Origin of the sequence: Candidatus Hydrogenosomobacter endosymbioticus, from assembly GCF_021654655.1 — a bacterium.
Taxonomy (GTDB): Bacteria; Pseudomonadota; Alphaproteobacteria; order Holosporales; family GW7; genus Hydrogenosomobacter; species Hydrogenosomobacter endosymbioticus.
Map to the genome: position 1 here is coordinate 473,891 of NZ_AP025225.1, position 26,589 is coordinate 500,479.

Genomic DNA, 26,589 nt, shown 5'->3' on the forward strand with positions numbered 1-26,589 from the left:
TGAAAGGTTATAGTAAATAGAAATATTTTTGTATCGATAAAATTTTAGAAAATTTTTTCGCACAGCAGTAGCAGAGAATTCCCCGAAAAAACTAGACAAGACTTACGCGAGCCCATATGCGTTCTAATTCACGATTTTCTAATACATAATTCAGATGTGACATAACCCATTTCCCAAAATCGCTAAAGGTTTATCAAAAATCCAGTTCTCTATACCAAGAAACAGCAGGAACGCCAGCAAACGATTGAGAAAGAAACTGGCGAAACGAAGGCCTTGATTTTATCTTCATATACCAAATTTTTGCATGAGGATGAATGTTCCACTGAATGTCGCCAATGTAATCTATACACGACACTTGAGAAGCAGCGCTAATATCGGCCCAGGAAAAAAAAGACCCGGCAAGAAATTTTCGCGCATCTGCAAGTTGATTTAAAAAATCCATATATCTGTTTAAAGACGACTTAGCTTCTTTTATTACTTTGGTGTCTGGGCAATTTTTTTCAAACATCCTTTTAAGCGCTTTTTCATAAAACAAAGTCAAATACACGTCTTGATAAAATCCAGAATCAAAAGTATGAAGTATACGCCTTACCTCTGCTCTATTCTTAGGAGACTCTCCCATAAGGACAGGACTTGGATACGCCTCATCAATATACTCGCAAGCGACGTAATCGCTCCCGCAAACCACACTGTGGTCTACAAATGACGGGATATCTCCTCCAGGATTAGCAGAAAGCAATTCTCTAGACGGAGCGCTTAAAACCTCTTGTTTTTCCGAAAACTCTATTTTCTTTTCGCGCAGACCAAATGCAAGCTTTCTAGATAAAGGACAAAACGAAGCAGAATAAAGAACCCTCATAAGAACGCACACGCACCAACTCGACTACGTATAGAGTATATAAAAAAATCATGAAATGCGCTGATTTTTGTTAGAAATAAATTCTCACCTTTAGTCCATAAAATATTTCTCGTTTATGTAAGTCTAGGAAACCAACGAAATCTGTATTGCGGCTAAAAGTTCTTATGTGCTAGATTTCTCGTGTGCCGTTGTAGCTCAGTGGTAGAGCACATCCTTGGTAAGGGTGGGGTCGAGAGTTCAATCCTCTCTAACGGCATTTGCTCTACGGCGAGGTTTGCAAAAATGTATAGCATAACTTGCGTAAAGTAGAGTGTATTTCACTATCTCGTTTTTCTAATGTATCATTTCATTTGCTCGTGAATAAAGTTATGTGACATGAAGGTTCTCTCGCACAATAGAAAAGCAAGATACGACTACGATATTCACCACTCCCTTGAAGCAGGAATTGTGCTAATAGGGAGCGAGGCAAAATCTCTGCGATCAAACAGAGCTTCTCTTGATGACTCGTTTGTGATTGTCAGTGACGGAGAGCTATTTTTGCACAACGCGCACATAGCAGAATACGCTCCTGCTAAGATATTTGGGCACCAACCAAAAAGGCAACGAAAACTTTTACTACACAAACGCGAAATAAAAAAAATCATTGGGCAAATGTCAAAAAAAGGCATGACAGTTGTACCAACGAAAATTTATATCAACGACAAAGGAAAGATAAAAATAGAAATAGCGGTGGCATCTGGAAGAAACAAAATAGACAAAAGAGAGGCGATAAAAGAACGAGACTGGAAACGTCAAAAACAAGGATTGTTCAAGGTGTACCAGAGGGAAAAATGATTAAAGCCCATGTTAAGCCAGTCGCTTTTTTACATACATGCATATGTCTATGGCAATCCAGTCACTTCTCATGCATTCTGAGACCTTCCGATTATCGTGTGCAGACTATACAGGCGATACAGGGGGTTTGATGGTCAGCGGTCGCTTTCGATCTTCTCTCGTAGAGCTTGAAGCATTCCTACACAAAGATATTTCATTCGTGAAAGGAGTAGGACCGAAGCTTTCGTCTGTTCTTTCCAACATAGGAGTTCGCACAGTATGGGACGCACTGTCTCATATTCCACGTACGTACTCTTTGGTACGCTGTTATGAGGATATAAATCAATTAAAAATCGGAGACTCCTGCAATCTCCTCGTAAAAGTAATCCGAAAGAATAAAACAAAAAACGTAGAATCGATATCATGCAAAATCCTGGATCCTGTTTCCAAAACACCCTCTTCTGTCCAATTAGAGCTGCTGTTCTTCCACAGATCAAATCATTGTCATGCCCTTGTTCTAAATACAACTCATATCATTAGAGGAACCATATCGTCCATTGATATTTTTGGTAACCTACAAATCGCTCACCCCGAGTATATAAGCCACGATCTAAGAGCAGCCAGGCTTCATAAGTATATATCACCCGTGTATAGTGTGTGCCATGGAGTAACTAACAAAAAGTTCATAAAAATTATAGCGGAAATACTGCGCGTATTCCCTGAGCAACATCTGCGCGATATACAAGAAATTACAGAGTGCGATAAACTGCCATCGCCATCTTCTTTGCTAGAATGGATAAAGACCATACACGCCGTAACAGATGATGTCGAGGATAAGGCTATAAAATTAGCAAAAGAAAATTTGGCATTTTTAGAAATGCTCTCATGGCAAATTCGATTTTTGAAAGAAAGGTCTCTCTACAAATCGTTCAGGTCGCTACAAATTCCTAGCAGCAACAACACAGCTCGCCTTTTGCAGGAATTCTCCCATTCTCTCACATCTTGCCAAAAAAAAGCGTGGGAACAAATATCAAAAGATTTACAAAAAGAAGAGCCGATGATGAGGCTTATACACGCAGATGTAGGAAGCGGAAAAAGCATAATAGCCTTCCTATCTCTTGTTCAAACCGCAAGCTTTGGCGCCCAGTCTGCTCTTCTCGCTCCAACATCAATACTTGCAAAACAGCATTTCTCAGAGCTTTGCCGATTAACAAAAAATATATCAGAAATCTCTATAGATCTTTTTATCGGAGGGAAAAAAAACAACACAGCAGCTCTGGAAGATGGAAAAACGAACATAGTAATAGGCACTCACGCACTTATTCAAGAAAACGTAACTTTCAAAAATTTATCTCTTGTTGTTATTGACGAACAACAAAGGTTCGGTGTCAATCAAAGGCTTTCGCTTGTCAACAAAGGCCTGGCCCCACACCTATTGCTTCTAAGCGCAACCCCAATCCCAAGAACTTTCGAACTAATGATATACGGAGATCTTGACGTATCTCGCCTTAAAAAAAAGCCTTTCGAAAGCGACATTGATACAAGAATTATACATTCCTCTAAGATCCCGGAATTGATTGATAGAATAAGGGTCGCTGTTCTAAATGGGAAAAAAGTCTACTGGGTATGCCCTTTCATAAGCGGAGATAAAGAAAGCACGGTAGAAAAAAGAGGCCTGTCTCTTACCATAGAGTTTCCTGGAAAGGTTGGCGTCTTACATGGAAGAATGACCCTAGAGGAAAAAACTACCGCGATCGAACAGTTTAAATCAGGAAAAACTTTATTATTAGTGTCCACCACTGTTGTAGAAGTTGGAGTGCATGTCAGCAACGCCTCCATAATGGTCATAGAACGCAGTAATATGCTGGGCCTATCGCAACTTCACCAACTCCGAGGAAGAATCGCACGCGATTGCGATAAAGGATTGTGTTTTTTACTATACGACGACACTCTAAGCGAGGTTGCAAAAGAGCGCCTACAAGCTGTTCGGAATTCATCTGACGGGTTCGAAATAGCAGAAAAAGACTGGTCCCTTCGAGGAGCAGGAGAAATAATAGGCATTCGCCAGAGCGGGCACAAAAATTTTAAATTCATCGATGACTCTGATTTTTTCCATTTAATAGACTCCGCGCGAGACACAGCAAAATACATCGCCAAAAAAACATCTAAATCCGAAAAATCAAAGCTATTCAGCGAGTTTCTGGAAAACCTATTTTTTAAAAACAGCCAAGGAGTCACGAGAGCTGGATGACACTAGGCAAGACCAAACCCTTCCGCCGCTTCACAACAAGCTCGCGATCGCAACACATGCCCTGGGAGAGACTCGAACTCCCATGCCAAAAAAGGCAACAGATTTTGAGTCTGCCGCGTCTACCATTCCGCCACCAGGGCAACAGCTGTCATTATGATATAAAACACCATATTTAACAATAGACGAAAAAGAGCGAAATGTTTCACATTTATCAATGAGTTTACAATTTACTTACAAAACAGAAGGTGGGCCGTGTTTCACCGACGCTCTCTAGATCTTACCGCGCGTTCCAATGCAAAAATCATTTTGGCGGAAATTTTCCCATAGTCATAATTTTGTTTAGCATATAGCCTAGCTGCTTTGCCCATATCATACAGAATTTTTTGATCAAAGCTTGACATCATTTCTATAGCATTAGCAAGTCCAGCTGCGCTTAGGTCGCAAAGAGAAATACCACACCCAGCCTCTTCTACCGGGTTGTTCCTAGCGGCACACCTAAACACTATCGGCTTTCCAGCAGCCATAAAGTCACTTAGTTTATTAGAGCTTATGCCATATCTAAACACATCTAGGCTTCCTGGGTTAAATATAAAAGCATCCGCATTCTCGCAAATATGTTCTATTTCCGATCTAGCTACCGGAGCGATAAACATAACGTTATATATGTTCTCATCGCAAACTCTTTTACGCAGCCTTGCGTTTTCTTGTCCATCTCCGATTATTGTGAGAGAAATTTTTTTATAAGAGCCTTCCGATCTAGCGATTATTATTTTCATAGCATCAAGCAAAACATCAATATCGCTGGCTTTGCCTTGAGTCCCAAAATAATAGAACCTGAAATTCCGAGATTGCTCTGAGGTTCCATACCATTCGCAACCAGCATCGCTACTTACGCCAAGCTCTCGGAAGTCAACGCCATTAGGAACCCACGTCAAATTTCCTTCACATACCCCATACTCCTTTTCAAGATACTCATGGGCGTAAGGAAGCGGAGATATGATATGATCAGATTTTTTCGACAGCAAAGACTCTATGAAAAGAAAAATTTTGTATAGCGGATTTTTTTTGCCAAGAACTCCGAGATCTTCAAGAGTTTTTGGCCAAAAATCTCGTATTTCATATATAAAAGCTGCCTTGCTACGCCGCGCCAAAGTATACCCTGCAAGAGCAGCAAATGGATGAACAGTAGACCCTATAACACAATCTGGCTTTGGAAGGTGCCTTGATGACAAAACTGTCGCTCTATATGCAAATTGAAGCATATTGATAAATCTTGCTATTCCATTGCTTTTATACCTCATGCACCTCAAGCGCAAAAAACTAACATCGTCATACTCGAAACTGTCAAAGCTCTTTCCCTTTTTGATGAGCTGCTCTCTGGTATAGTGGTTCACGCTTGAAGAAACGATATAACATTTCCAGTTGCTTTGTTTTTGTATGTGTTTCGCTAAAGCGAAATGTCGAATCCCACCAGTATCTCTCGGAGTTTGGGCATAATGATTTATTATCCACAAAATTCTTCGCGCTTTATCCACTTTGCAAATAAAAAACGACTAACGCAACTGACACGGTATCACACCATATCCCAGCGCGGCAAACACGGCTCGCGTCAGTCGGTTTTAAGTCATTTTATTCAACAAATAGTTAACAACACTGACTACTATTTATTAAATCTTTCAAGATTACTTTGCAAATCCTTCTAATCTAGCGATAATCACATCCTTGCTCATTATCTCAACCAAATCTTTCATCTTTGGCCCATGTTTTTTCCCAGTAAGAGCAGCTCGCACAACCTGAGATATTTTTTTCGCTCCACTTCCCGTGCCATCTTTTATATAAGAAATCCATTTATCCCACTCATTTTCTACACACTCCGAACAAGAAATTGACTTCATGGCAGCTTTTACAATCGATAAGTCCTCATTTGAAAAATTTGACTCTATTTCTAAGCCTTTATCTTCGCATATCCTAATCCAATCGTATATTTCATTAATAGATGAGATATTATCTTTTATTATTTGCCAAAATTTTTCAGACACCATAGGGCGCCTGTGAAGCTCGCTGAGACTCGACAAAGCCATATCAAACGACATCGCGCCAAGAAACTTTCTGTTAATATTCAACATATCTTCCATATCAAGCCGACAGCTAGCTCCGCCATAAAGCGAAATGTCAAATTCTCTAATAAAATCATTTTTATCAAAGCTGATGATATTTTGCTTGCCGGTTCCAAGAGACACGAGAATACTCCATATCGTGTAATTAAGAACTCCAGCATCCTTTAAATTACGGATGCTAAGGCTAGCGTCGCGTTTAGAAAAGCTTTGCCCATCAACACTTTTTATATATGAGAAATGACCAAAGGTGGGCTCATGCGCACCGAGCGCTCTGAATATTTGAATTTGTGATGCAGTGTTTGTGATATGATCTTCTCCGCGTATTATGTGAGTTATCCCCTCCAAAACATCATCAACAACGCTTGCAAAAGCATAGACTATGTCTCCGTTTTCCTTCACAAGAACTGGGTCGCTTACGCTTTTTAAATCATACCCCATATCTCCCTTCATAAGGTCTTTCCAAAACACCTCTTCTCTGTTGAGTTCAAACCTCCAGTGAGGAGAACGACCGCTGATTTTGCTTATTCTATCCTCAGAGTAACGCGAATACACTGGCGGAAGACCCTGTTCCTGCAACTTTTTCCTTCGATCAGAAAGCTCTTCTGCCGTTTCATAGCACGGATACAAAACACCATTGTCAATCAGCTTTTGAGCAAACGATTTATAAAGCTCGGTTCGCTCAGACTGCCTAAAGCAGCTTTCATAACTTATGTTTAGCCAAGATAAATCTCTCTTTAGCGCTTCTTCGTATGATGTGCTCGAACGCTCGCGGTCGGTATCATCGATTCTCAAAATAAACTCCGCCCCATTCTTTCTGGCAAAAAGCCAATTAAAAAGAGCAGCTTTCACATTGCCGAGGTGAATATATCCTGTTGGGCTTGGGGCGAAACGAACCTTCATCATTAAACCACACCTAAAACACCACAATCTATAGGTTATTAAATAAACGAACCTCTGTCACCATCATAAAAAACGACTAGAACCTTTTAACGCGACAAAAGCGAGCAGCCCCCCGTCAATAAAAATCGTCGCCATCGAATACACAGCACCCTAACTATGCCTTCGCAACGATCCTATGAACAACCACCTCTTCAAGCTCTCCGTCAGGAGCGACCCTATACTTACGCCCTTCCCGAGGACAAACCATATCGTTATCGTCCAACCTCTCTCCAGAATGGCTGACCCAACATATATGGCGAGCAGGATTACCAACAACCATAGAATGCGGCTTAACATCCTTTGTAACAACAGCCCCAGCTCCAACAAAACAATACCTGCCAAGCTTAACACCACACACTATTGTCGCATTAGCGCCTATAGTAACTCCATCTTCAACAACGGTACTGAGAAATTCGTCCTTTCGAGACACATCCGCTCTAGGGTTTTTAACATTAGTAAACACGCACGAGGGGCCGCAAAAAACATTGTTCCCAAGGGAAACCCCCCTATACACGCTCACATTATTCTGAATTTTGCAGCCACTTCCAATTCTCACACTAGGCCCAATGACAACATTTTGGCCTATATTACAGTCTGCGCCTATCGAAGTATTAGACAACACATGGCTGAAATGCCAAATCTTGGTGCCAATACCAATGTCTACTCCATCATCTATTTTTACGGACGAATGAGCCCAAAATCCTTTTTCCTGCGAAAGATCAACCCATTCCTTTACGGCTATAGAAGCGTTAGACGCCTCTAAAACTCTAGCGACTCGAACCCCGTCCTCACTATCTGTAAGAGCAGAACTATTGTTTCTTATACATTCGATGAAATGAGCGCATTCTTCTTTTAGCGGCTCTTTCCGTTCACACTCTATAAACTCTTTGGCTCCGTTAATAATATACGGGGTCTGTCCACCTAAATGCAGCTGATTTCTGTATATTGCCAACTTTTCTTCCCAAGGCGCCGTGTCGTCGAACTCTATGGCCCCGCGCTCACCTATAACAATCAGCCTATGTTCTTTTTTCGGGTGAATCCACGAAGAGTTCACGACAGCAGATAACCCTCCTGGAAACTGCATACATATCAATCCGCACCCTTCAGCACCACGGCTCCCCACTCCGTGAGCGAATATCTTCTCAGGCATCCTTTTGCATATCGCAAGTATCATTGACACATCGTGAGGAGCTAGGCTCCACATAGCATTTTCCTTTTCCCTGAGCTTGCCGAAACCAATTCTGGAAGAGCTTATATATACGACCCTTCCGATATCGCCGGCAGAAATTATTTCTAGAAGCTTGATAAATGCTGGATGATACCGCAGGACATGTCCTACCATCAAAATTCTACCGCTTTTCTTTGCAACATCACAAAATTTACGAGAATCTCGAAGACTAAGCGCCATAGGTTTTTCAACAAACACGTGCTTCCCTGCCATCAGCATTTCCGCACCTATAGCCTCATGATAGCAAGCGCCCGTCGCTATAACACACCCCTTAAGAGACGATTCTTTTATATCGTCAACAGACAAGGCGGGAACACCATACTGACTAGAAACTTCCAGCACAACGTCTGGATTAGAATCACAGACAGCACCAAGGGCACCCAATTCGGCAAAATTTCTCACCAAATTTTTGCCCCAACCACCGCAACCTATTACCGCAACTAACGACACTATGAAAAAAGCCTAAAAAACTTTAGCCCCATTGTGTATGAATATTTTGACAAAATCAAATATCCAGAGCTCGACCAAGAAGACATATCCTATTTTTCCCAAATTAAACAACGCCCGATAAAAAAAAGCGTACCCATAATTGAAGCCTGGTTTATTTTTGCAAGCTTTCCCATCATAGCGCATTTTTTCTCTACAGTATAAAATAAACACAATAACATTTGTAATGGCTCTATGGGCCATGCCCTAAGTTCCTCTAATGCTGCCTTCCATAATTTCACATACTTCACGTATAAGATTTAACGTCTTAATACCAGGCGTCACGTTTGGGCCTCTCACCTATTCACACACAATTTCTCTCGGTAAAAATTTATCTACAGGAGACGTTGTCATGGTTCCTCTTAGAAAGAAAATAGTTTACGGGTGCGTATGGAGCGAATCAGAACAAAATTCGTGTAAGGCAATAAGCGATGATGCTATGAGGGAAATAACTTCCGTATGTAGAGACTTTTCTCTATCAAAAACTTTAGTAGAGTTCATAGATTGGGTGGCTCGCTATACGCTAAGCCATCCAGGGGCGGTGTTAAAATTAGCTCTTCCTCTTCGCAGTTATGATAGAAAAAAAGAACCCGCGTATACTATTGACAGAGAAAAATTTTTAGAAATAGCTCAAAAAAAAACCATCGATCCCAAAAGTCCCATTGGAGCACTTGTTGCCGCTGAGGAAACAACCGCGTGGGGAGAAAGCTACAATGACATAGCCATGCCACTATCAGACTGGCAGCGCGCAACAAAACTATCAAAAACATCTTTACAAAGTCTTATAAAAAATAAAATGTTTATCCACGCGGACGAACGCACAAATGATGCGTTAAAAATACCAATTGCCGATCGTGCACAACCACGCACAACAGGCCTGGAGTTCTTGTCTTCATCCATCCACCTAACAGATGATCAAGACTCCGTTTTCTCTGAAATTTCAGAATTCTTGTGCAAAGACAAATTCACATCCATACTTTTGTCCGGCCCTACAGGATCTGGCAAAACAGAGGTATGCCTTAAAGCATGCGAACAGGTCGCCCTGAAAAAAAAGCAAGCTCTTGTTCTCCTCCCAGAAATAGCTCTTGTGAAACAGTGGAGCGAACGCATTTTAAAATACTTTGGAGCAGCGCCATGCGAATGGCATTCAAATATAACTCCATCAAAAAGATCAGCCGCCTTTTTTTCCATAGCAGAAGGAAGAAGCAAAATCATAATTGGCGCAAGATCTGCTCTTTTTCTGCCGTATAAATCTTTGGGTTTAATTATTGTTGATGAGGAGCACGACCACACATATAAACAAGAAGATCGGGTACTATATCACGCACGCGACATGGCTATTGTGCGAGCCAAACTAGAAAAATGCACAGCGATTCTTGCCTCAGCAACTCCGTCGATAGAAACTCTGTACAATTGCAATTCTGGAAAATTCAAAAATGTGCGCTTAGCTTCGCGCTATGGATCAGGAACTATGCCGTCAATAAAAATAATAGATATGACAAAATGCGAAAGCTGGCTCTCTCCAGAGCTCCACTCCGCCGTCAAAAAAAATTTGGAAGACAAAAACCAAAGCTTGATATTTTTGAACAAAAGAGGGTATTCATCCCTGTTTTTTTGCAAATCGTGTGGATTTAGAGCCTTGTGTCATAGATGTAAGACATACTTATGCGTACACAGATATGGCCCTCTTTGCAAAAATCGCGCCGAAGACAGCCTGGTATGCCATTACTGTGGGTTTAACATAAAAGTTCCAGATATTTGCCCGCGGTGCAAAAGTTATAAAGGGGTGTCGCTGTACGGAATAGGCGTAGAAAAAGCAAAAGAAGAGCTTAGCAAAATGTTTCCATCAGCCCGTATATCGCTCTTCAGCAGCGATCATCTATCATCAGAAAAGCAGCTGTCAGACACAATTTCTCAAATAAAAGAGAACAAGGTAGACATAATAGTTGGTACCCAGATGATAGCGAAAGGTCACCACTTTCCAAACCTAACATGCGTTGGAGTTATAGATGCCGATTCTTCTCTTGCAGTAACCGACCTTAGAATTAACGAGAAGATGTATAACGTCATCTCCCAAGTATCTGGAAGAGCTGGACGAGAAGAAAAGCCTGGAGAGGTATATATACAAACCAGAAGCGCACAAAATCCTGTTTTAGTCAGCATCGTAAACGGCGATTTCGAAAAATTCGCGCAACAAGAAACAAAAAATAGACAAGATTATGGATGGCCGCCATTTTCACGATTAATAGCGGTTACAATAACCGCTACGAAAGATGAAGACGCACACTCCGCAGCAGACGCGCTCAGCAAAGCTGCTCCTAAATACAGCGACATTGATATACTCGGTCCTGCGCCAGCAGCCCTTAGCCCTCTTCGCGGAATGCACAGATGGCGCTTTCTGGTAAAAGCACCCAAAAATGTAAATTTACAAGCTATTGTGAAAAACTGGATAGAATCTTGCAAACTCGCAAAAAATATACGAATTCAAACAGACGTAGACCCTTACAATTTTTTGTGAAACAACAGGTCCACGTTAAAGATTCTTGTCAGAAACAAGCGCAGAAACAGAGTAAACAACCTTCCCATTTCTCGACCTAAACACTCCGTATTCGCAAACACTTCTCTGCATTCCAACATTTTCATTAAGCAAAAAAACTTGCGCGCGCCTAGAATTATTAAATTCTGAGCTAAAATATTTTCTCATAAGATCCCGTTCGTCAAATTGCACCTCGCTACCATTTTCCTTCGCCTGAAGAGCTTCTTGCTTCATATCTCTAAACATACGAAGTATAAGGTTTGGAGCCTTAATGCGCACATACCAGCGATCCAAACGTCCATCAAGAAAGCTAATCGTTTTGTCTGTCCACCTATACCTTGAGATGAATTTTTGTATGGTGTCTTCGCTAGGACACGAGTTGTCTTTGTTCGACGCTTCTGAAACAGAAGCAACTATAATAACTTGAGCCAAAAATAATAAGAAAATTTTTCCATGCCAAAAATATGTATACATTAAAAACAACATAAAAATACGCCCTTATTTTATTATAATTTTTAACAATTAATTGATAGATAAAATTACTTTTTTTTGTCTGCAGATCTTACATTTCTAGCCTGCGTAACATAAGGAGCAAATTTCTGTATTTTTTCATAACATAACCGATACCACTCACTTTTAGGAAAATTATGACCAAGAAAAGATGCCGTATGCCTCGCGCTCTCCGAAAGCCCTAGAGCAATTTTGCACTCCACGATTCTATATAACGCCTCTGGAACATAGCAACTTTGCGGGTGTTGCTCTACAAATGAAGCAAAAGTCTTAAGAGCTCCTACATAGCTCTTCTTATTCATATAAAACCTGCCTGCAACCATTTCCTGAGTAGCCAAATGCTCTCTAAGAAAATTGCACTTAAATTTCGCATCATACGCATATTCCGACGCCGGAAATCGTCGCATCAACTCTTCGAACGAATTTAATGCAGCCTCAGCACTTTCCCTATCAAATAACGCAGCTTGTATGTCGGTATAGTAGCAAAAACCCCTTAAATAATATGCATAACATATAAACGGACTAGCTGGGTGCAATGTTATAAACGTATCTATCGTTGATATTGCTCTGTCAAATTTCTGAGCCTTGTAAAGAGAATACGCCGACAATATCTGTGCACGAGCCGCCCACGAAGAGCTGGGATATTGGCGCTCCACCTCGTCAAACGCGTCTGCGGCGTCGACATATTTGCCGTTTTTATAGAAATTTAACGCCTCGTCATATAAATCTCTTATCGGCTTTTCCACATACGGCTTCTCTTTCTGAGAACATCCTGCGATAGCAACGCAACAAACGCACAGCATAATCGCAAATCTAGACAAATTCATCGACAGACAAAAAAACTAAAGAACCCCACCAGCGTTAATATACAAGAAAACCGTTCACAAACGAAACGACAACAGCAAATTTTAATAAAAATATTCTACGAAGCTTGCAATAAACGCAAAAGCAAAGCGCGCCCGGCGAGATTCGAACTCACGACACCAAGATTAGGAATCCTGTGCTCTATCCATCTGAGCTACGGGCGCCAATTCCCAGCCAGCTTTCACAGCTTTTTGCACAAACAAGACGCTCTCACCTCACATAACCATGCAACATGGATTCGCATCTTATACACAAACAAACAATAGAACAGGCCAACTTGCTAAATACTATACTAAACACTTAACAAAAGCCATATATCGCACCATACCATAAACTATGCAAACATCAGAACACAGCACCCAGCCGCTCTCTCTAGCAACTTTGCGAATTAGAAAATTGAAAATGATTAACGCGTCTTTCCAGTCTATTGCAAACAAATAACGTGTTAGATACCATTACATCGTAGTAAAGTATCAGCGCGACACACTAGCAAGAAAGGGGTTTAATGGAGAGGCAAACCTATATGGAGCTGTGCAAAAGTGAAGATAAACACTGGTTTTTGCTTGGACGACGACAGATAATCTCGAATGTGCTCGAAAAATTTTTCGCTCTGAGCCATGGAAAAACTGCCGCAACGGAAGCGAAAAAAGTTATCGAAATAGGCTGCGGCTCAGGCGGAAACCTAGAGCTGTTGTCGAAATATGGAGACCTTTTCGCCGTAGAGTTTGATGATGAAGCCCGAGAGTTCGCGACCAACAGAAAAGTTTGCGAGGTAAAGAAAGGGCCGTTTCTTCCCAATGGCGACCTTCCATATGATTTTGGATTCGACCTGATATGCTTGCTTGATGTTCTGGAACACATAGACGGCGATAAAAAGACCATAGAAAAGCTTTCTGGAAGCCTTAATAAAAAAGGGAAGATCCTAGTGACAGTTCCAGCGTATCAATGCTTGTATGACGGTTCCGACAGGGCTTGCCACCATAAAAAACGCTATACGTTGACAGGATTGCGAAAAATTTTTTTTGACGCTGGATTTAGGTATATGTATGGCTCGTATTTTGTTGTACCACTGTTCCCTGTCGCAGCAGCAGTGAAACTGGTACACAAATTTTTAATAGATAGAAACAGCGTCTACATCAAAGAAACTAATCCTATAGTGAACTTTATCTGTAAAAAAATATTTTTTTCTGAAATATTTTTTATCCCAAGAATATCGTTTCCATTTGGATACGAAATTGTCGCTATTTTCGAAAAAAACTAAATGCACAAACGCAAACATCCAAAGGAGTTGATTTAAAACTTCATAATTTGCTAAAGTGCGGTTGTGGTTGATGTTAGCGGATAATTCTGTGCAGCTTTTTCGTCTGCTGTTATTACTATTCATCGTCGGAACACATATTAACGAAGTATACGCTATGAAAAATCCTGCAAATGAGCAGCCCCGCTCTCCAGGCGAGCACTTGTATCAAAAAAAAGATTTAGAGCAACTCGAAAACGATACGCTCTCTCAGAAAAACCAGAAAAGCAAAGAAATGACGCAGAAAACCAACTTAATAAGCAAGTTTTTCCATCCGCTGTTTCAAATCCAGGAGTTAAAAAATTACCCTGCCGTTATAAACGATTGCGCAACTTTAGATTTTATTTCTGGAAACTGGGCTGAATTTTTAGAATTCCTCAATATAAGCGAGGACCGATTTCTGTCAGACCCGTCTACGCTAAACGAAGTCATAGATCTTAAATATAAAGACAAAAAACTTATAGGAGAGCAAATAAGAAATAAATTTTCTAATATATGGAAATTTTACCGCGCTGTTCCGAAATCATATCAACTCTCTGATTCATCATATGGATTCGACACCTTAACAGTTTTCTCACCTAACTTTTCACCAAACATAGAAAATTCGTGCAAAGCTCTTATAGCACACTGCATGGGCCTTGACGTATATTCAGCTCTTAGCCAGCTTACAAAGAAAACAGAAACTCAAGTTTCGGCACACTATTTTATCCCTTACTGCAACGCAGCATCTATTATCGTCCTATACCCAGAATTACAAAACATCGACGGAATAGGGAGTTCGTGGAATATAGACAAGCTCAAATTTCCATTTTCTCCTCCTGTGTTTCACATTTTACCAGAAGAAAAAAAGACGGCGCTGGAAAAAACAAAACTATCCACTGAAACCCTTTATACAGAATCATTCCAACGGGCGTGGCATGCAGGAAAAAGTGAATTTAGCCTATCAAGAAAAGTAGATGGGTGTGATTCGGGAATGAACACGTGCTCTATAGGAATAGAATCACAATCTCCAGGATATGGCGCAAGGTTCGGACTCATAGATTTTGATACGTTTTCCAATTTTTCTGTACAGCAAATCTCAACCTTTGCGAAACTAGTCAACTCTCTTCAAAAAAAATTTCCCAACATCAAAATCTTGTCCCACCAAGATATTGCCCCTGAAAGAAAAACGGACCCTGGAATAAATTTTCCTTGGAGGTTGCTTCATGAAAAGCACGGCATAGGCTATTTACCAAGCGGCGATGTCGATGCTATCGAGTTTTCAAACTTTTTGGAGAAAATATGTTCTGCTAATAGTCTAATAGAAGCCATTCAATCACAGCTAAAAAGAATAGGATACTCGTCTATACAAATTTCTGGAGAACTCGACTCCTTAACCAAGCAAATTATCAAAGCTTTTTTGAGGCATTTTGGAGCCCAATCAACGGACATTCCGTTCGAAAATTATGCAACAGATCCTGAGCTTCACATTCTGTCGCTCGCTACCGACCAAAACCTTAATGAAACAAAGGCTAAAATAGCACCTATGCTCAAAAAGCTGCTCTCGTTCGACGCGGACTCAGTAAAAATTGAATAGCCCAAGCAAACAGCCTATAAATTTCGTTTGTATATGATATATTGATTCTGAAAAATACCGAGGTTACAGAGGATAGTTTTAGTGGTTTTTGATGGCAGTTTTTTTTACGAATATTTCTATAGTGTAGAGTCCATAGGATATTTTGCAGGAGTTTTAACATCCACAATGTTTATCCCACAAATCGCTCATATGCTAAAAACAAGGTCAGCAAGAGATGTTTCTTTGACCGCATACGTGATATCGACAACGTCCGGTCTATTATGGATTTTATACGGCGTCCTCAAGGGGTCTGCGGTAATAGTTGTTGTAAACACTGTAATATCTGCTCTTGCAATAACAACGGCATTGATAAAGATAGCGCTCGACAAAAGCAATCTTAGATAAGCAACCCTCACAAAACACACAGCATCCCGTAGTCCAGCTGGCGTTTCTTGTTTAAATAATCGCGCCATACAGAGTCCACACGCCCGCGCAAACGGCAAACCATAATCCAACCAACCACTCTACGCACCATACAATGAAAACATCATCAGATCCATCAACCACCTAGAGCAAGTCTTCCGATAACTTTTCTGCTATGTCATTAGCTTTCAGCGCAGAAACGATTTCATCCAAGGCCTCTCCATCTAAAACCTTGCCAAGCTTATACAAAGTAAGGTTGATTCTGTGGTCTGTGACCCTGCTCTGTGGAAAATTATACGTACGGATTCGCTCAGACCTATCCCCGCTTCCTATTTGGCTTTTTCTAGACGCAGAACGCTCTTTCTCGCTCTCGGCGCGCTTTTGGTCATATAAACGAGCGCGAAGTATCTTCAATGCCTTAGATTTATTCTTGTGCTGAGATTTTTCGTCCTGCTGCTGAACAACAATGCCAGTTGGTATGTGGGTAACCCTTACAGCACTGTCTGTAGTATTGACAGACTGTCCACCGGGCCCACTTGAGCGAAAAACGTCTATTCGCAAATCCCTTTCATCTATCTGCACATCTATCTCTTCAGCCTGAGGAAGGACAGCAACAGTGGCCGCAGAAGTATGTATTCGCCCGCTAGCTTCTGTTTCTGGGACGCGTTGGACCCTGTGAACCCCGGCTTCAAACTTCAAATTCGCGAACACATTTTTACCGCTGATGGACACGCTTGCTTCTTTCACGCCACCATAACTACTATCGCTTACGCCCAATAACTCTGAGCTCCACCCTTTGTAAACAGCATATTTTGAATACATCCTTAGCAAATCACCAGCAAATAAAGCCGCCTCTTCTCCTCCGGTCCCAGCTCGCACCTCTACAATAACGTCTTTAGAGTCGTCTTCGTCTTCCGGCAACAGCATTATTTTTATTTCATTTTCTTTTTTAGGAAGCTCGCTTTCTATTCTTTTTATATCAGCTTCTGCCATCAATCGAATATTTTCGTCTTCGTCACAAGCAAGAACTCTCAGATCTTCAAGCTCTCCCTGAAGACCGTGAAATTCTGATATCAACACCATAAGAGGCGCTAGCCTAGAGTGCTCTTTAGAAGCCTGCACAAAAACCTGCTGATCAGCCGCTCCGTGCTCTTCTATACATTTTTCTAGCTCTCTAAATTTTTCTGCTATTTTCTCAAGCTTTTCCGCGAAACTCACAAAACCACCAACAAGGTTACAAAAACGCACGAAGAACAATGATACAGCAATTATAGCAGATGGGTAAGCGCTTAGCTGTTAATTTAAAAAATCACACCAATTTATTGAGTATTGAGCGTTTTAAAGAGCATGCTTTAAAGCGGAGAACGGAACCGAACCCTTGCATCGATTCCATCCCGTTCTATTCAGAGCATTTGCTGCAATTTTTCCTGAAATCAGACGATTTGCCAATTTACTGCTGCTGTTCCCTCAGCTGTTTCTGTTTTTCTAAAAATTCAGCAATCAACTTCATCTCCAGCTTCTCAGACTTGCTCAAATTAGTCATTTTTTTCATGGCTTCAAGACCTTCAGAAAAAACACCAAAGGCGTAGTCGTCAAATCCTGTCGAATTTATTTTATCGAAAAGCTTTTTCAAATCTATCACACGCAAAACCAATTCTTCAGAACCTGCCGATTGTATCTTAGCCGCCGCTTCGTTGGTTTCCTGAGCGCTTTCTAGCTCCTCTGGCGAATCTTTGTCTATCTGCTGATTTTGCCTTTCAGCATTATACCTTTTCGGCAAAAAATTGTTTTCAGATTTCAAGTATGATTCGTCCTTACCAAGCAGAAGAGCTTTTTCTTTAGCTTCCTTTTTAAGTTGCATTTCTTTAAGCCTATTTGCGCGATCTACAGCATCTCCGTATAGTCTGTCGAACACATTGCCTGCTATAGAGCTTGTTGAAGATACCATCGTTAAAATCAATAATATAAAAGAAATTTTATTCATTAACATTCCTTTAGAAAAACTGGATTAATAATTTAGCATAATAAAAAATAATTAAAATTATGCTTATTTGTAAAAACAAACATAATCCTATCGGCCTCAAATATAGTAATCGTATTTTAACGCCACAGCACATAGCGTCTTGCAACAAAGCCAGAAGAAATCGCATAATTTACGAGCTGTCTGTTGCATAAAAAACAAATGTTGCGTCTATTAAGCGAATTCTCTAAAAGCATCCCGTGCCTAAATGTTTTCAGGTATATAACTTTTCGTTCTATAGCTGCATTTGTTACTGCATTTTTTATAGTTTTTTTCTGCGGTCCTATTTTCATCAGACGTATGCAAAAATTGCAAAAAGCAGGGCAACCAATACGAAGCGACGGACCAGAACAGCACGTGTTCAAAAAAGGAACTCCAACTATGGGAGGCCTACTTATAATCACATCTTTACTGGTGTCTGTGTTCTTATGGGCAGATATATCTAATCAATACATCATTATCGCATGCTGCGTGATTATAGGGTTCGGAGCGATAGGCGCCGTCGACGATTTTAGTAAATTACGCAAATCGAATTCGAATGGACTAAGCGCAAAAAATAAACTGGTCTCACAAATAATAGTCGCTATTTTAGTTGTCCTTTGCGTATACATGATCCAACCTATCGGATTGCGCAGCTCTATCCTTTTTCCATTGTTCAAGCACGCCGCTTTTGATATAGGAGCGCTTTACGTTGCGTTTGCCGCTTTTGTAATTGTCGGAAGCTCAAACGCCGTGAACTTAACTGACGGTCTAGACGGACTAGCTGTCGGCCCAACTATGATATCTTTTTCCGCCCTAGGAGTAATCGCGTACGTTAGTGGCCATGCAATATTTGCCAACTACCTGAAAATTCCGGTGATACAACACGCAGGAGAGCTTTCTGTGCTATGCTGCGCAACCGTCGGAGCCTGCTTAGGATTTTTATGGTATAACGCCCATCCAGCAAGAATATTTATGGGAGACGTTGGGTCGCTCTCACTTGGAGGACTCTTAGGGTTTATCGGAGTCGCGCTTAAACAAGAAATTTTGCTAGCTATAATGGGAGGCGTATTCGTTGCAGAAGCTTTGTCTGTAGTAATACAAGTCGCCTCATTCAAAAGCACAGGAAAACGAGTGTTTCTAATGGCTCCAATACACCACCATTTCGAAAAAAAAGGGTGGAGCGAATCGACAGTAGTAGCTAGGTTTTGGATAATATCAGCCATACTAGCTGCGGCAGCTATGGCCGCTCTTAAGTTACGATAAACGGCTCTGCATTTTCTGAAAACACCATACAAAGCACCTTCCTGCAATAATAACGTATGGCTAGTAAGCAACATTCGTGATAGCATTGGTCTCGTGTCAGTTCGGCATTTTTATGTGATGACCCTACGCATTGCCATATACAACACTCTCTCGAGAAAAAAAGAAGAATTCATACCAATAGTTCAGGAAAATGTCGGTATATACGTATGTGGTCCAACAGTGTATGGCCCCATTCACCTTGGTAATGCAAGGTCTTGCACCATATTTGACTCGTTTGTACGTTTCTTGAGACATGCATTCGCAAGTGTAACTTATGTCCGCAACCTCACCGATGTTGACGATAAGATTAACGACGCAGCTAGGGCGCGCAAAATATCGATCAAAGAGCTCACCGAAGGAACGACAGACATGTTCCATAGAGACTCTGCTCGCATTCTAAACCTTCCCCCAGACATAGAACCAAGAGCAACAGACCACATAGAGGAAATGATCTCTCTTATAGTGCGAATGATTGAGTCTGGCCATGCGTACGCGCGCGACTACCATGTTTTGTTTGACGTGTCATCATTTCCAAACTACGGTTCTTTGTCGCGTATGCCTATGGATCAAATAGTACACGGAGCACGAGTCGAAGTGGCAACATATAAAGATTCACCTGAAGATTTCGTTCTATGGAAGCCGTCTAAAGCAGGAGAGCCTGGATGGGACAGTCCGTGGGGATATGGACGTCCAGGATGGCACATCGAGTGTTCTGCTATGAGCTATAAATATCTAGGGGCTCCATTTGACATACATGGAGGCGGGAACGACCTGATTTTTCCACACCACGAAAACGAAATAGCTCAAAGCTGCGCCGCGCTTGAAGAAGAGCTCTTAGAAGGACAAAAAGGGATATTCGCAAGATACTGGATGCACAACAACATGCTAATTGTCAACGGAGAGAAAATGTCTAAATCTCTTGGCAACTTCATTTTACTAAAAGACGCCCTGGAAAAATTCAACGGAGAAGTTATACGTTGGGCCCTTTTATCTACACATTACCGACATGTGCTCAATTGGGAAGAACAGCTCTTACAGCAGTCACTCTCTTGTATAGACCACCTATACACAAGCATAAGAAAATACGACGATGGCATTCCCGCGGTCATAGACGAGGTCTCGCCAGACGAAGCCGTGTTGGAGTGTTTGTGTGACGATTTCAACACGCCAAGCGCAATGAGGCGACTTCAAGAAATAGCAAAAGAAACAAACAAACTACGCGGAAGCGAAGGAGCTAAACATGCAGCTATTCTTAAAAAATCTGCTCAATTACTAGGATTTTTGCCACAAAAAGCAGATTTATGGTTTAAGTCTATTGATAAACATACGCAAAGCATTTCAACAGATGTCATAGAAGCGCTAATATATGAGAGAGAAAAGGCAAGAAAAGAAAAAGATTTCGCGTTGTCGGACTCTATCAGAAATAAGCTCAACGACCTAGGAGTCGAGCTTGAGGACAGCGCAGATGGAAAAACGTCATGGAAACTGATCCGATGATATTTTGTTGCTCCAACTTCAATTCAAAATTGCTATAGCTATCTCTTACAACAGCGTTCGTTGTTTGCAGAGTTAGTTTCTCGTATTTTCGATTCATCCTAATCACAATATCACCATAGCAAAAATTAAGAAAAAACAATTGTTCAATGTTTTCAATGTACAATTATCCAGTATGGTGGTGACTGTGACTAAAATTTTAACTATCATATAGCTGAGCGGGTGTGGTGGAATTGGTAGACACGCAAGATTTAGGTTCTTGTGGCGAGAGCTGTGGGGGTTCAACTCCCTCCACCCGCACGAAATTGAGTTCTTGATGCTTGAGTATAGGAGGCAGCGTGGAAATGGATATAAGAATAACAGACATTTCTGGTCAAAACGGCGGTTTAAAAAGAGAGTTTCGCGTTGACATTCCGTCTGAGCTCTTGAAATACGGAATGCTTTCGTATCTTTCTAATAAACAAAAAAATTCTAGAATAGACGGGTTCCGGCCCGGCAAAGCTCCGACAAATTTTTTGGTGAAAAATTTTGGCCATGAAGCCATTCAAAAAACTATAGAAAATATCGCGAACGATGCCTCTAACAGGATAGCCCGTGAACAAAATTTTCGCCTTGCGACAAGCCCAAAATATGAAATAGAAACACTCGAATCTGGCGACAGCAACAATGTGCTCGACAGCTCAATAAAAATAGAATTTGAGCTTATGCCTGACCTTCCAGAAATAAATCTGTCAGAAATCACTTTATTCGACTATACCGTCGACATAAACGACACAGTAATATCCGAGCACCTAGAGAATTCCGCAAAATCCAAGACAAAATCTGAGCCTATGAAGGATCCTCGCCCAGCCCAAGTTGGAGACACTCTGTCGTATTTAATAGAATACTCTCTTCCTAGCGGAGAAACACAAACAGCAAGCGGAGAACTTGTTCTCGGACAGTCTATGTTCCCCAAAGAATTTGAAAAAGAGCTGGTTGGAATTTCTGCTGGACACGAAATAACTCAAAAAGTGCGCGTCCCAAAAAGATTTCCAATACAACAGATGTCTGGTCAAAAAGTTGGATTTAAAGTTAAGTTTCTAGAAATAAAAAATACAGTACCGCATAGCGTAGATGAAGATTTCGCTAAATCTCTGGGCTATGAAACTCTTAGCGAGCTCAAAAAAAGCGTCGCTGAAAAAATAAAGAGTTTTTCTGATAGCCTAGCTTCAAGAATCCAGCTAGAAAACTTCATCAAAAAGGCGGCGGAAAAAATAGAAATTGAAACCCCAGAGGGGCTTGTCGAAAAAGAAAAAGAGGCAAGGTGGCTTTCTCTTCTTAGGTCTGCTGCTCACAAAGATGCCAGCTATCAAGACGCCGTCACTATTATAGAAAAAATGCTTGGAAAAAAAGAAAACGAGATTATGGAAGACATACGTAAGCGCTCTCTGTCTTCTGTACGAGTAGGCATTTTGATAGAAGAAACCATACGAACGCAAAATATTTCAGCATCGGATGAAGAAATACGCGAAGAGATAGAAGCCATAGCTGAAAAACACAATGGACAAAGAGAAGAAATTTATAAGTATTACTCGCAAAACAGAGAAGAGCTCTCTAAGGTATACTCTAAAATATGCGAAAACAAGGCCTTTGACTGGTTGATAAGTCAGTGCAAACATGAGAATAAAAATGTGTCGATTGACGAGCTCAAACTGCTAGCAAAATCTGTCGGGGTTTACTCTGCTCATGAAGAATCTGTCGAGAGTAATATTGAGGCCAAAGAGCCCAGTATGGAGAGATCGTTAGCAAATCAGCAATAACGAATGGTGTAGTCTTGTGTAGTTGTATAGGGTAGGTTTAGACATGTACTTTTATAGAGATAAGTCGCAATGTGGCAAAGGGCAGGTCGAGCCTTACTCTTCCTCCCTCGTCCCTATGGTGATAGAAAAAAGTGGACGCGGAGAAAGAGCCTTTGATATTTTTTCCCGACTATTAAAAGAAAGGATAATATTCCTAACTGGAGAAATAAATGACGACACCGCGTCTCTAGTATGCGCACAATTGCTGTTTCTCGAGTCTGAAGACCCCGATAAGGACATTTGCCTGTATATAAACTCTCCGGGTGGAGTTATTACATCAGCGTTTGGAATATACGACACAATGCAATATGTGAGACCAAGCGTATCCACAATATGCGTAGGGCAGGCAGCTTCTGCAGGAGCTCTTCTATTATGCTGTGGAGCAAATGGAAAAAGAATATCGCTACCTAACAGCAGAATCATGCTACACCAGCCTCTTGGAGGCGTCCGCGGCCAGGCCAGCGACATCGAGATTCACGCTAAAGAAATTCTCCTTATGAAAACAATTATAAATAATATAATCTCAGAAAAGACCGGGCTGAGCCATGATAAAGTGAAAGAGATGACAGACAGAGACTGTTTCCTATCAGCTAATGAGGCCCTTGAACTTGGAATTATAGACAAAGTTATAAGCGCTCGCGAATCTGCTATGAAATAGTTATTTGTCATCCAGTAAATCCTTCTGAGCATAGCGTACCATAAATTTTAAGTTTGCTCTTATGTCGTATGCTTTGCGTTGGCGAACAACCCAAAGTGCTGTTATTAAGTTCCGACTCTTAGCGTGCAAAATAATTTTGTCTAGTAAATTCTTGCGCTTTTTACATAAAATAATAGGCATAATAGGCTGGACCGTCGAGCTGGAACAAAGCACATAATGACACTTATAAGCCTATACGATTTCGCTGAAAACACTCGTGGACGAGCCGTTCTAGGAATAGACTGGGGATCCAAACACACAGGAATAGCAGTATCAGATGCTGATCAAAAAATCGCTGCGGCATTAGTTGATTGCCCGACAAAACCGTGGAAAACTTTGTTATATGAGCTAGAGCGCATAATTCACGATTATAAAATAGGAGGAATAGTCATTGGATGGCCCATTGATATGGATGGCGGATTCAACAAAAATTGCCAATCGGTCAAAAGCCTGTCTGAAAACATCTCGAAATCTGTTAACATCAACATTTGTCTTTACGATGAACGTCTTAGTTCACGCGCAGTCGCAGTATACGCTCCTCAAAAAAACACAAAAAAAAAAGTGTTCTCGCATTCCGACAAGCACGCGGCAGCCTTTTTCCTTCAAGGCGCCCTCGACCTATTCTCTAATATCAGAGCGCGCGCAGAACACCCTTAATTCTACAAACAAACACTATACAATTTCTTTCAACATAAGCAAAACCAACCCTTTCTACAGAAATCACTTAAAAATTCTCTAATTTCTCATTGATCTTCGCAAACAAGCGCAACCCCTCTCTCTAAAGACATTTTATAATGTTTTCTGCAAAACGAAATATAGCTTTCATTACCACCAAAAGCCAGTTGCTCTCCGCTGTTAAATACTCTCCCATCAGAGGATACACGAGCAGTCATCGTAGCTTTCTTGCCACAAAAGCATATGGTTTTTATTTCTATCAACTCATCTGCCCATGCAAGAAGATACTTGCTACCTTCAAACAAATTCTGCAAAAAATCCGTACGTAATCCGTACGTCAAGATAGGAATGTTCATGAAGTCAACAATATCCGTCAATTCATACACTTGAAGTTTTGTCAAAAATTGCGCTTCGTCTATAAGCAAGCACGAAATTTTATCTCGAGTAACGTCGCCGTTGACAAAATCGCAGAAAGAAAAGCTTTCATCAAAACAAGTAGCCCCACCATCAATACCTATGCGAGAATGTATCTTTTGTCCTCTTTCAGAAACAGACATACATTTAGGCAAAAAACACAACGTATTCATTCCGCGTTCATTATAGTTGTAACTGGACTGAAGCAAAGAAGTGGTTTTGCCTGCATTCATTGCGGAGTAGTAAAAGTATAGCTTCGCCACTGAAGACTTTCCTTTGCGCCATAAGACCCGAAGCCAACTTACCACAGGACTTATCATAAAGACAAGCTAAAGTATTACTCCGAGCTTCCATAGGCTAAAACCATGATACACACTGTGATGGTCTTTAGAATTTTTCTTGTAATTGCAAGCCATAAATTTTTTTCTTAGGAAAAAATCTGCGCCACATAAACAAACATCTTGCCTCAACATGTTTGCTTACAACAGACGCAGACTTATTCATAAAAACACTTATTGCTGAGGTGGTTTATGCAGCAGCGTCCAGTTGTTTATATCATTACAGTCCGTAGGTGGCTGCGAACATTTTTTTGCTTGATTTTCGCATACTGAGCGACAACTATCACCAGATTTTTGACAGTTCTGCGTGCAGTTCGTGCTTCCAGTTGTGCACCTTTTAGAGCACGAATTATATCCGTCAAAACAAGCCCTTGCAGCATCAGGATTCACTGAAGAAGGAACAACAGGGGTGTTCGGATCAGTTTGAGGTTGACCGGTTTGGCCTCCTCCAGAAGAACTCCCGCCCCCGCTCCCGCCTCCACCACCACTTGCTCCGCTATTAGTATCATAGGTTTTTGGTGTACTTTTTTTACTGGATTTATTTTTATTAGGCTTTTTTTGTTTAGGCTTTTTTGGGTTAGACTTTTTTTGTTTAGACTTCTTTTGTTTATCTATATGTTTCTTAAGGGCCTGTTCGCGGGTCTGCCCCGGTTTGATTTTCACTATTTTTGGCCCTGCGCTTACAACCTGAGCTATCGAAATCGCAGCAAGCGCAAACAGCATAATAATACCTTTTGTTTTATTCATTTATCCCTCCAAATTTTGTGCTTTTGAGCAAAAATTTAAACGCTTTGTATTACCAATAGTACTTATATATTGTTAAAAACGCGTTTAGAATTTAGCGTTTACATATGACCGCTCGTCGTATAAAAATTATACGTTTATAAAGCTTAAAATTTCTAAATTATACTCAACATTTTTTTAATAAAGCAGTCGTATACTGTAATCGTATACAAATACTCTTGCATAAAGAAAATATTTACTGAAATATTTGTTTTCTTGCATAAAATAAAGGAGGAAGAATGAATAAAAATTTATTCGGTCTGTTTGCAGCTATCATACTCGGCATGTCCGTGAACGCATTTGCAGCAGAAGAAGAGCACAAGAAAAAAGAGGGAGAAAACTCCTCTCATAAGAAAAAAGAAAAAGGAAAAAACAAAAAAGTTAGCTCAAAAGAAAAATCCAGTAAAAAAAACAAAAAGCATAAAGAAGAAAAAGGCAAAAAGCAGGAAAAGCATAAAGACAAAAAATCATCCGGAGGAGGCGCAACCACCCCTACGGACAGCCCATCTTCCCAGCCAAATTCAACCCCTAATACAAGCGGAGACACTCCACCAACTCCTGCGCCAACACCAGACTCCCCTTCTGGAGGCGGAACAACTCCTACACCTCCAAGTGGCGGAGGAAGTGGAACGGGCGGAACAACTCCTACACCAACTCCTACACCTCCAAGTGGCGGTGGAAGCAGCACAGGCGGAACTACACCTCCTGGCGGCCTAATACCTCCAAGCAGCGGAGGAAGCAGCACAGGCGGAACTACACCTCCTGGAGGCCTAATACCTCCAAGCAGCGGAGGAAGCAGCACAGGCGGAACTACACCTCCTGGAGGCCTAATACCTCCAAGCAGCGGAGGAATGTTCCCAACTCCAACGGTAACGCCAGTAGTTATACCTGTAAATTCGTCTCCAGAACATGTAAGCAAATGTCTACGCGAATACAATAAATGCTCTAGCAAGTGCAGCGCCGACACCCCTAAATGCGTAAAATTGTGCGACGGAAGCAACAAGAACTGCGCCTCATCTTGTGACCACAATAATCAAATATGCCAGGGACAACACAACTTAAAATAGAAAAGTAAATATCTTGTTATGACAACAAACTATCAGGCCAATGCCCAGACATTGGCCTTTATTTTCTCAATGCCAATCACATCAACCCTATTAAAAGTAAA

Annotated in this window: 22 protein-coding genes and 4 tRNA genes; 14 read left to right on the forward strand and 12 right to left on the reverse strand. The window is 41.0% G+C overall.

Annotated features, from left to right (window positions below; genetic code table 11):
• Positions 1 to 193: 193 nt before the first annotated feature.
• A complete protein-coding gene (locus tag HYD_RS02195; protein WP_236864515.1) occupies positions 194 to 859 on the reverse strand; it encodes a glutathione S-transferase family protein in 666 nt (221 codons plus the stop codon).
• A gap of 184 nt (positions 860 to 1,043) precedes the next feature.
• Here HYD_RS02195 and HYD_RS02200 point away from each other — a divergent pair.
• The 3 genes from HYD_RS02200 (at position 1,044) to HYD_RS02210 (ending at position 3,923) form a co-directional block, all read left to right on the forward strand.
• Positions 1,044 to 1,115, forward strand: a tRNA-Thr gene (locus HYD_RS02200).
• Between the two features lie 119 nt (positions 1,116 to 1,234).
• Positions 1,235 to 1,693, forward strand: coding sequence for an SsrA-binding protein SmpB (gene smpB, locus HYD_RS02205; RefSeq protein ID WP_236864522.1), 459 nt, complete (start codon positions 1,235 to 1,237; stop codon positions 1,691 to 1,693).
• A gap of 130 nt (positions 1,694 to 1,823) precedes the next feature.
• Positions 1,824 to 3,923, forward strand: coding sequence for an ATP-dependent DNA helicase RecG (locus HYD_RS02210; RefSeq protein WP_236864524.1), 2,100 nt, complete (start codon positions 1,824 to 1,826; stop codon positions 3,921 to 3,923).
• 57 nt (positions 3,924 to 3,980) lie between these two features.
• Here HYD_RS02210 and HYD_RS02215 read toward each other — a convergent pair.
• The 4 genes from HYD_RS02215 to HYD_RS02230 all read right to left on the reverse strand — a co-directional run bounded on the left by HYD_RS02215 (position 3,981) and on the right by HYD_RS02230 (position 8,657).
• Positions 3,981 to 4,063: transfer RNA gene (locus HYD_RS02215), tRNA-Leu, on the reverse strand.
• A gap of 117 nt (positions 4,064 to 4,180) precedes the next feature.
• Positions 4,181 to 5,458, reverse strand: a complete 1,278-nt coding sequence (locus tag HYD_RS02220) for a glycosyltransferase family 4 protein (RefSeq protein ID WP_236864526.1) — start codon at positions 5,456 to 5,458, stop codon at positions 4,181 to 4,183.
• A 147-nt stretch (positions 5,459 to 5,605) separates the two neighbouring features.
• On the reverse strand, positions 5,606 to 6,943 hold the full coding sequence (gene gltX / locus HYD_RS02225) for a glutamate--tRNA ligase (protein WP_236864528.1): 1,338 nt from the start codon (positions 6,941 to 6,943) through the stop codon (positions 5,606 to 5,608).
• Between the two features lie 151 nt (positions 6,944 to 7,094).
• Positions 7,095 to 8,657, reverse strand: coding sequence for a Gfo/Idh/MocA family oxidoreductase (locus HYD_RS02230; RefSeq protein ID WP_272876437.1), 1,563 nt, complete (start codon positions 8,655 to 8,657; stop codon positions 7,095 to 7,097).
• Between the two features lie 256 nt (positions 8,658 to 8,913).
• Between HYD_RS02230 and priA the strand changes: the two genes are divergently transcribed.
• Positions 8,914 to 11,211, forward strand: coding sequence for a replication restart helicase PriA (gene priA, locus HYD_RS02235; RefSeq protein WP_236864531.1), 2,298 nt, complete (start codon positions 8,914 to 8,916; stop codon positions 11,209 to 11,211).
• 15 nt (positions 11,212 to 11,226) lie between these two features.
• Here priA and HYD_RS02240 read toward each other — a convergent pair whose 3' ends face one another.
• The 3 genes from HYD_RS02240 to HYD_RS02250 form a co-directional block, all read right to left on the reverse strand.
• The gene (locus HYD_RS02240; protein ID WP_236864532.1) at positions 11,227 to 11,715 is read right to left on the reverse strand and encodes a hypothetical protein; all 489 of its coding nucleotides are present in this window, start codon (positions 11,713 to 11,715) and stop codon (positions 11,227 to 11,229) included.
• Between the two features lie 53 nt (positions 11,716 to 11,768).
• Positions 11,769 to 12,542 (reverse strand): outer membrane protein assembly factor BamD, encoded by a 774-nt coding sequence (locus HYD_RS02245; protein WP_236864533.1) that lies wholly within the window; start codon positions 12,540 to 12,542, stop codon positions 11,769 to 11,771.
• A 151-nt stretch (positions 12,543 to 12,693) separates the two neighbouring features.
• Positions 12,694 to 12,767, reverse strand: a tRNA-Arg gene (locus HYD_RS02250).
• Between the two features lie 359 nt (positions 12,768 to 13,126).
• Here HYD_RS02250 and HYD_RS02255 point away from each other — a divergent pair.
• The 3 genes from HYD_RS02255 to HYD_RS03805 all read left to right on the forward strand — a co-directional run bounded on the left by HYD_RS02255 (position 13,127) and on the right by HYD_RS03805 (position 15,860).
• Positions 13,127 to 13,864, forward strand: a complete 738-nt coding sequence (locus HYD_RS02255; protein ID WP_236864534.1) for a class I SAM-dependent methyltransferase — start codon at positions 13,127 to 13,129, stop codon at positions 13,862 to 13,864.
• 70 nt (positions 13,865 to 13,934) lie between these two features.
• Positions 13,935 to 15,476: an N-acetylmuramoyl-L-alanine amidase gene (locus HYD_RS02260; RefSeq protein ID WP_236864535.1), complete on the forward strand. Its 1,542-nt coding sequence runs from the start codon at positions 13,935 to 13,937 to the stop codon at positions 15,474 to 15,476.
• A gap of 81 nt (positions 15,477 to 15,557) precedes the next feature.
• Positions 15,558 to 15,860, forward strand: coding sequence for a SemiSWEET family sugar transporter (locus HYD_RS03805; protein ID WP_272876438.1), 303 nt, complete (start codon positions 15,558 to 15,560; stop codon positions 15,858 to 15,860).
• Positions 15,861 to 16,022: 162 nt separating this feature from the next.
• Here HYD_RS03805 and prfA read toward each other — a convergent pair whose 3' ends face one another.
• Both prfA and HYD_RS02275 read right to left on the reverse strand, forming a co-directional pair.
• Positions 16,023 to 17,096 carry a peptide chain release factor 1 gene (gene prfA, locus HYD_RS02270; RefSeq protein ID WP_236864539.1) on the reverse strand — a complete coding sequence of 358 codons (1,074 nt, stop codon included), beginning with the start codon at positions 17,094 to 17,096 and terminating at the stop codon, positions 16,023 to 16,025.
• A gap of 232 nt (positions 17,097 to 17,328) precedes the next feature.
• Complete coding sequence (locus tag HYD_RS02275; protein ID WP_236864541.1) at positions 17,329 to 17,862, reverse strand: hypothetical protein; 534 nt, start codon at positions 17,860 to 17,862, stop codon at positions 17,329 to 17,331.
• A gap of 198 nt (positions 17,863 to 18,060) precedes the next feature.
• Here HYD_RS02275 and mraY point away from each other — a divergent pair, with 198 nt between their 5' ends.
• The 6 genes from mraY (at position 18,061) to ruvX (ending at position 23,868) form a co-directional block, all read left to right on the forward strand.
• Positions 18,061 to 19,143, forward strand: a complete 1,083-nt coding sequence (gene mraY / locus HYD_RS02280) for a phospho-N-acetylmuramoyl-pentapeptide-transferase (RefSeq protein ID WP_236864543.1) — start codon at positions 18,061 to 18,063, stop codon at positions 19,141 to 19,143.
• 117 nt (positions 19,144 to 19,260) lie between these two features.
• Positions 19,261 to 20,679, forward strand: coding sequence for a cysteine--tRNA ligase (gene cysS, locus HYD_RS02285; RefSeq protein WP_236864545.1), 1,419 nt, complete (start codon positions 19,261 to 19,263; stop codon positions 20,677 to 20,679).
• A 215-nt stretch (positions 20,680 to 20,894) separates the two neighbouring features.
• Positions 20,895 to 20,976 (forward strand) — tRNA-Leu (locus HYD_RS02290).
• Positions 20,977 to 21,020: 44 nt separating this feature from the next.
• Entirely contained in the window at positions 21,021 to 22,475 is a 1,455-nt protein-coding gene (gene tig / locus HYD_RS02295) for a trigger factor (protein ID WP_236865807.1), read from the forward strand.
• A gap of 43 nt (positions 22,476 to 22,518) precedes the next feature.
• Positions 22,519 to 23,172: an ATP-dependent Clp protease proteolytic subunit gene (locus tag HYD_RS02300; RefSeq protein ID WP_272876439.1), complete on the forward strand. Its 654-nt coding sequence runs from the start codon at positions 22,519 to 22,521 to the stop codon at positions 23,170 to 23,172.
• A 216-nt stretch (positions 23,173 to 23,388) separates the two neighbouring features.
• Positions 23,389 to 23,868, forward strand: coding sequence for a Holliday junction resolvase RuvX (ruvX, locus tag HYD_RS02305; RefSeq protein ID WP_236864546.1), 480 nt, complete (start codon positions 23,389 to 23,391; stop codon positions 23,866 to 23,868).
• An 86-nt stretch (positions 23,869 to 23,954) separates the two neighbouring features.
• On the opposite strand, the gene HYD_RS02310 is transcribed toward ruvX, so the two are convergent.
• Positions 23,955 to 24,563, reverse strand: coding sequence for a thymidine kinase (locus HYD_RS02310; RefSeq protein ID WP_419469458.1), 609 nt, complete (start codon positions 24,561 to 24,563; stop codon positions 23,955 to 23,957).
• Between the two features lie 249 nt (positions 24,564 to 24,812).
• Positions 24,813 to 25,385, reverse strand: a complete 573-nt coding sequence (locus HYD_RS02315) for a hypothetical protein (protein ID WP_236864548.1) — start codon at positions 25,383 to 25,385, stop codon at positions 24,813 to 24,815.
• A gap of 275 nt (positions 25,386 to 25,660) precedes the next feature.
• Here HYD_RS02315 and HYD_RS02320 point away from each other — a divergent pair, with 275 nt between their 5' ends.
• Positions 25,661 to 26,488, forward strand: coding sequence for a hypothetical protein (locus HYD_RS02320; RefSeq protein WP_236864549.1), 828 nt, complete (start codon positions 25,661 to 25,663; stop codon positions 26,486 to 26,488).
• Positions 26,489 to 26,589 lie beyond the last annotated feature (101 nt).

Coding starts and splice junctions, on each gene's coding strand:
- priA (WP_236864531.1), top strand. CDS start 8,914: ATGCTGCCTTCCATAATTTCACATACTTCACGTATAAGATTTAACGTC.
- HYD_RS02320 (WP_236864549.1), top strand. CDS start 25,661: ATGAATAAAAATTTATTCGGTCTGTTTGCAGCTATCATACTCGGCATG.
- HYD_RS02255 (WP_236864534.1), top strand. CDS start 13,127: ATGGAGCTGTGCAAAAGTGAAGATAAACACTGGTTTTTGCTTGGACGA.
- ruvX (WP_236864546.1), top strand. CDS start 23,389: ATGACACTTATAAGCCTATACGATTTCGCTGAAAACACTCGTGGACGA.
- HYD_RS02245 (WP_236864533.1), bottom strand. CDS start 12,542: ATGCTGTGCGTTTGTTGCGTTGCTATCGCAGGATGTTCTCAGAAAGAG.
- mraY (WP_236864543.1), top strand. CDS start 18,061: ATGTTGCGTCTATTAAGCGAATTCTCTAAAAGCATCCCGTGCCTAAAT.
- HYD_RS02195 (WP_236864515.1), bottom strand. CDS start 859: ATGAGGGTTCTTTATTCTGCTTCGTTTTGTCCTTTATCTAGAAAGCTT.
- HYD_RS02315 (WP_236864548.1), bottom strand. CDS start 25,385: ATGAATAAAACAAAAGGTATTATTATGCTGTTTGCGCTTGCTGCGATT.
- smpB (WP_236864522.1), top strand. CDS start 1,235: ATGAAGGTTCTCTCGCACAATAGAAAAGCAAGATACGACTACGATATT.
- cysS (WP_236864545.1), top strand. CDS start 19,261: ATGACCCTACGCATTGCCATATACAACACTCTCTCGAGAAAAAAAGAA.
- HYD_RS02210 (WP_236864524.1), top strand. CDS start 1,824: ATGGTCAGCGGTCGCTTTCGATCTTCTCTCGTAGAGCTTGAAGCATTC.
- HYD_RS02260 (WP_236864535.1), top strand. CDS start 13,935: ATGTTAGCGGATAATTCTGTGCAGCTTTTTCGTCTGCTGTTATTACTA.
- gltX (WP_236864528.1), bottom strand. CDS start 6,943: ATGATGAAGGTTCGTTTCGCCCCAAGCCCAACAGGATATATTCACCTC.
- HYD_RS02275 (WP_236864541.1), bottom strand. CDS start 17,862: ATGAATAAAATTTCTTTTATATTATTGATTTTAACGATGGTATCTTCA.
- HYD_RS02300 (WP_272876439.1), top strand. CDS start 22,519: ATGTACTTTTATAGAGATAAGTCGCAATGTGGCAAAGGGCAGGTCGAG.
- HYD_RS02240 (WP_236864532.1), bottom strand. CDS start 11,715: ATGTTGTTTTTAATGTATACATATTTTTGGCATGGAAAAATTTTCTTA.
- tig (WP_236865807.1), top strand. CDS start 21,021: ATGGATATAAGAATAACAGACATTTCTGGTCAAAACGGCGGTTTAAAA.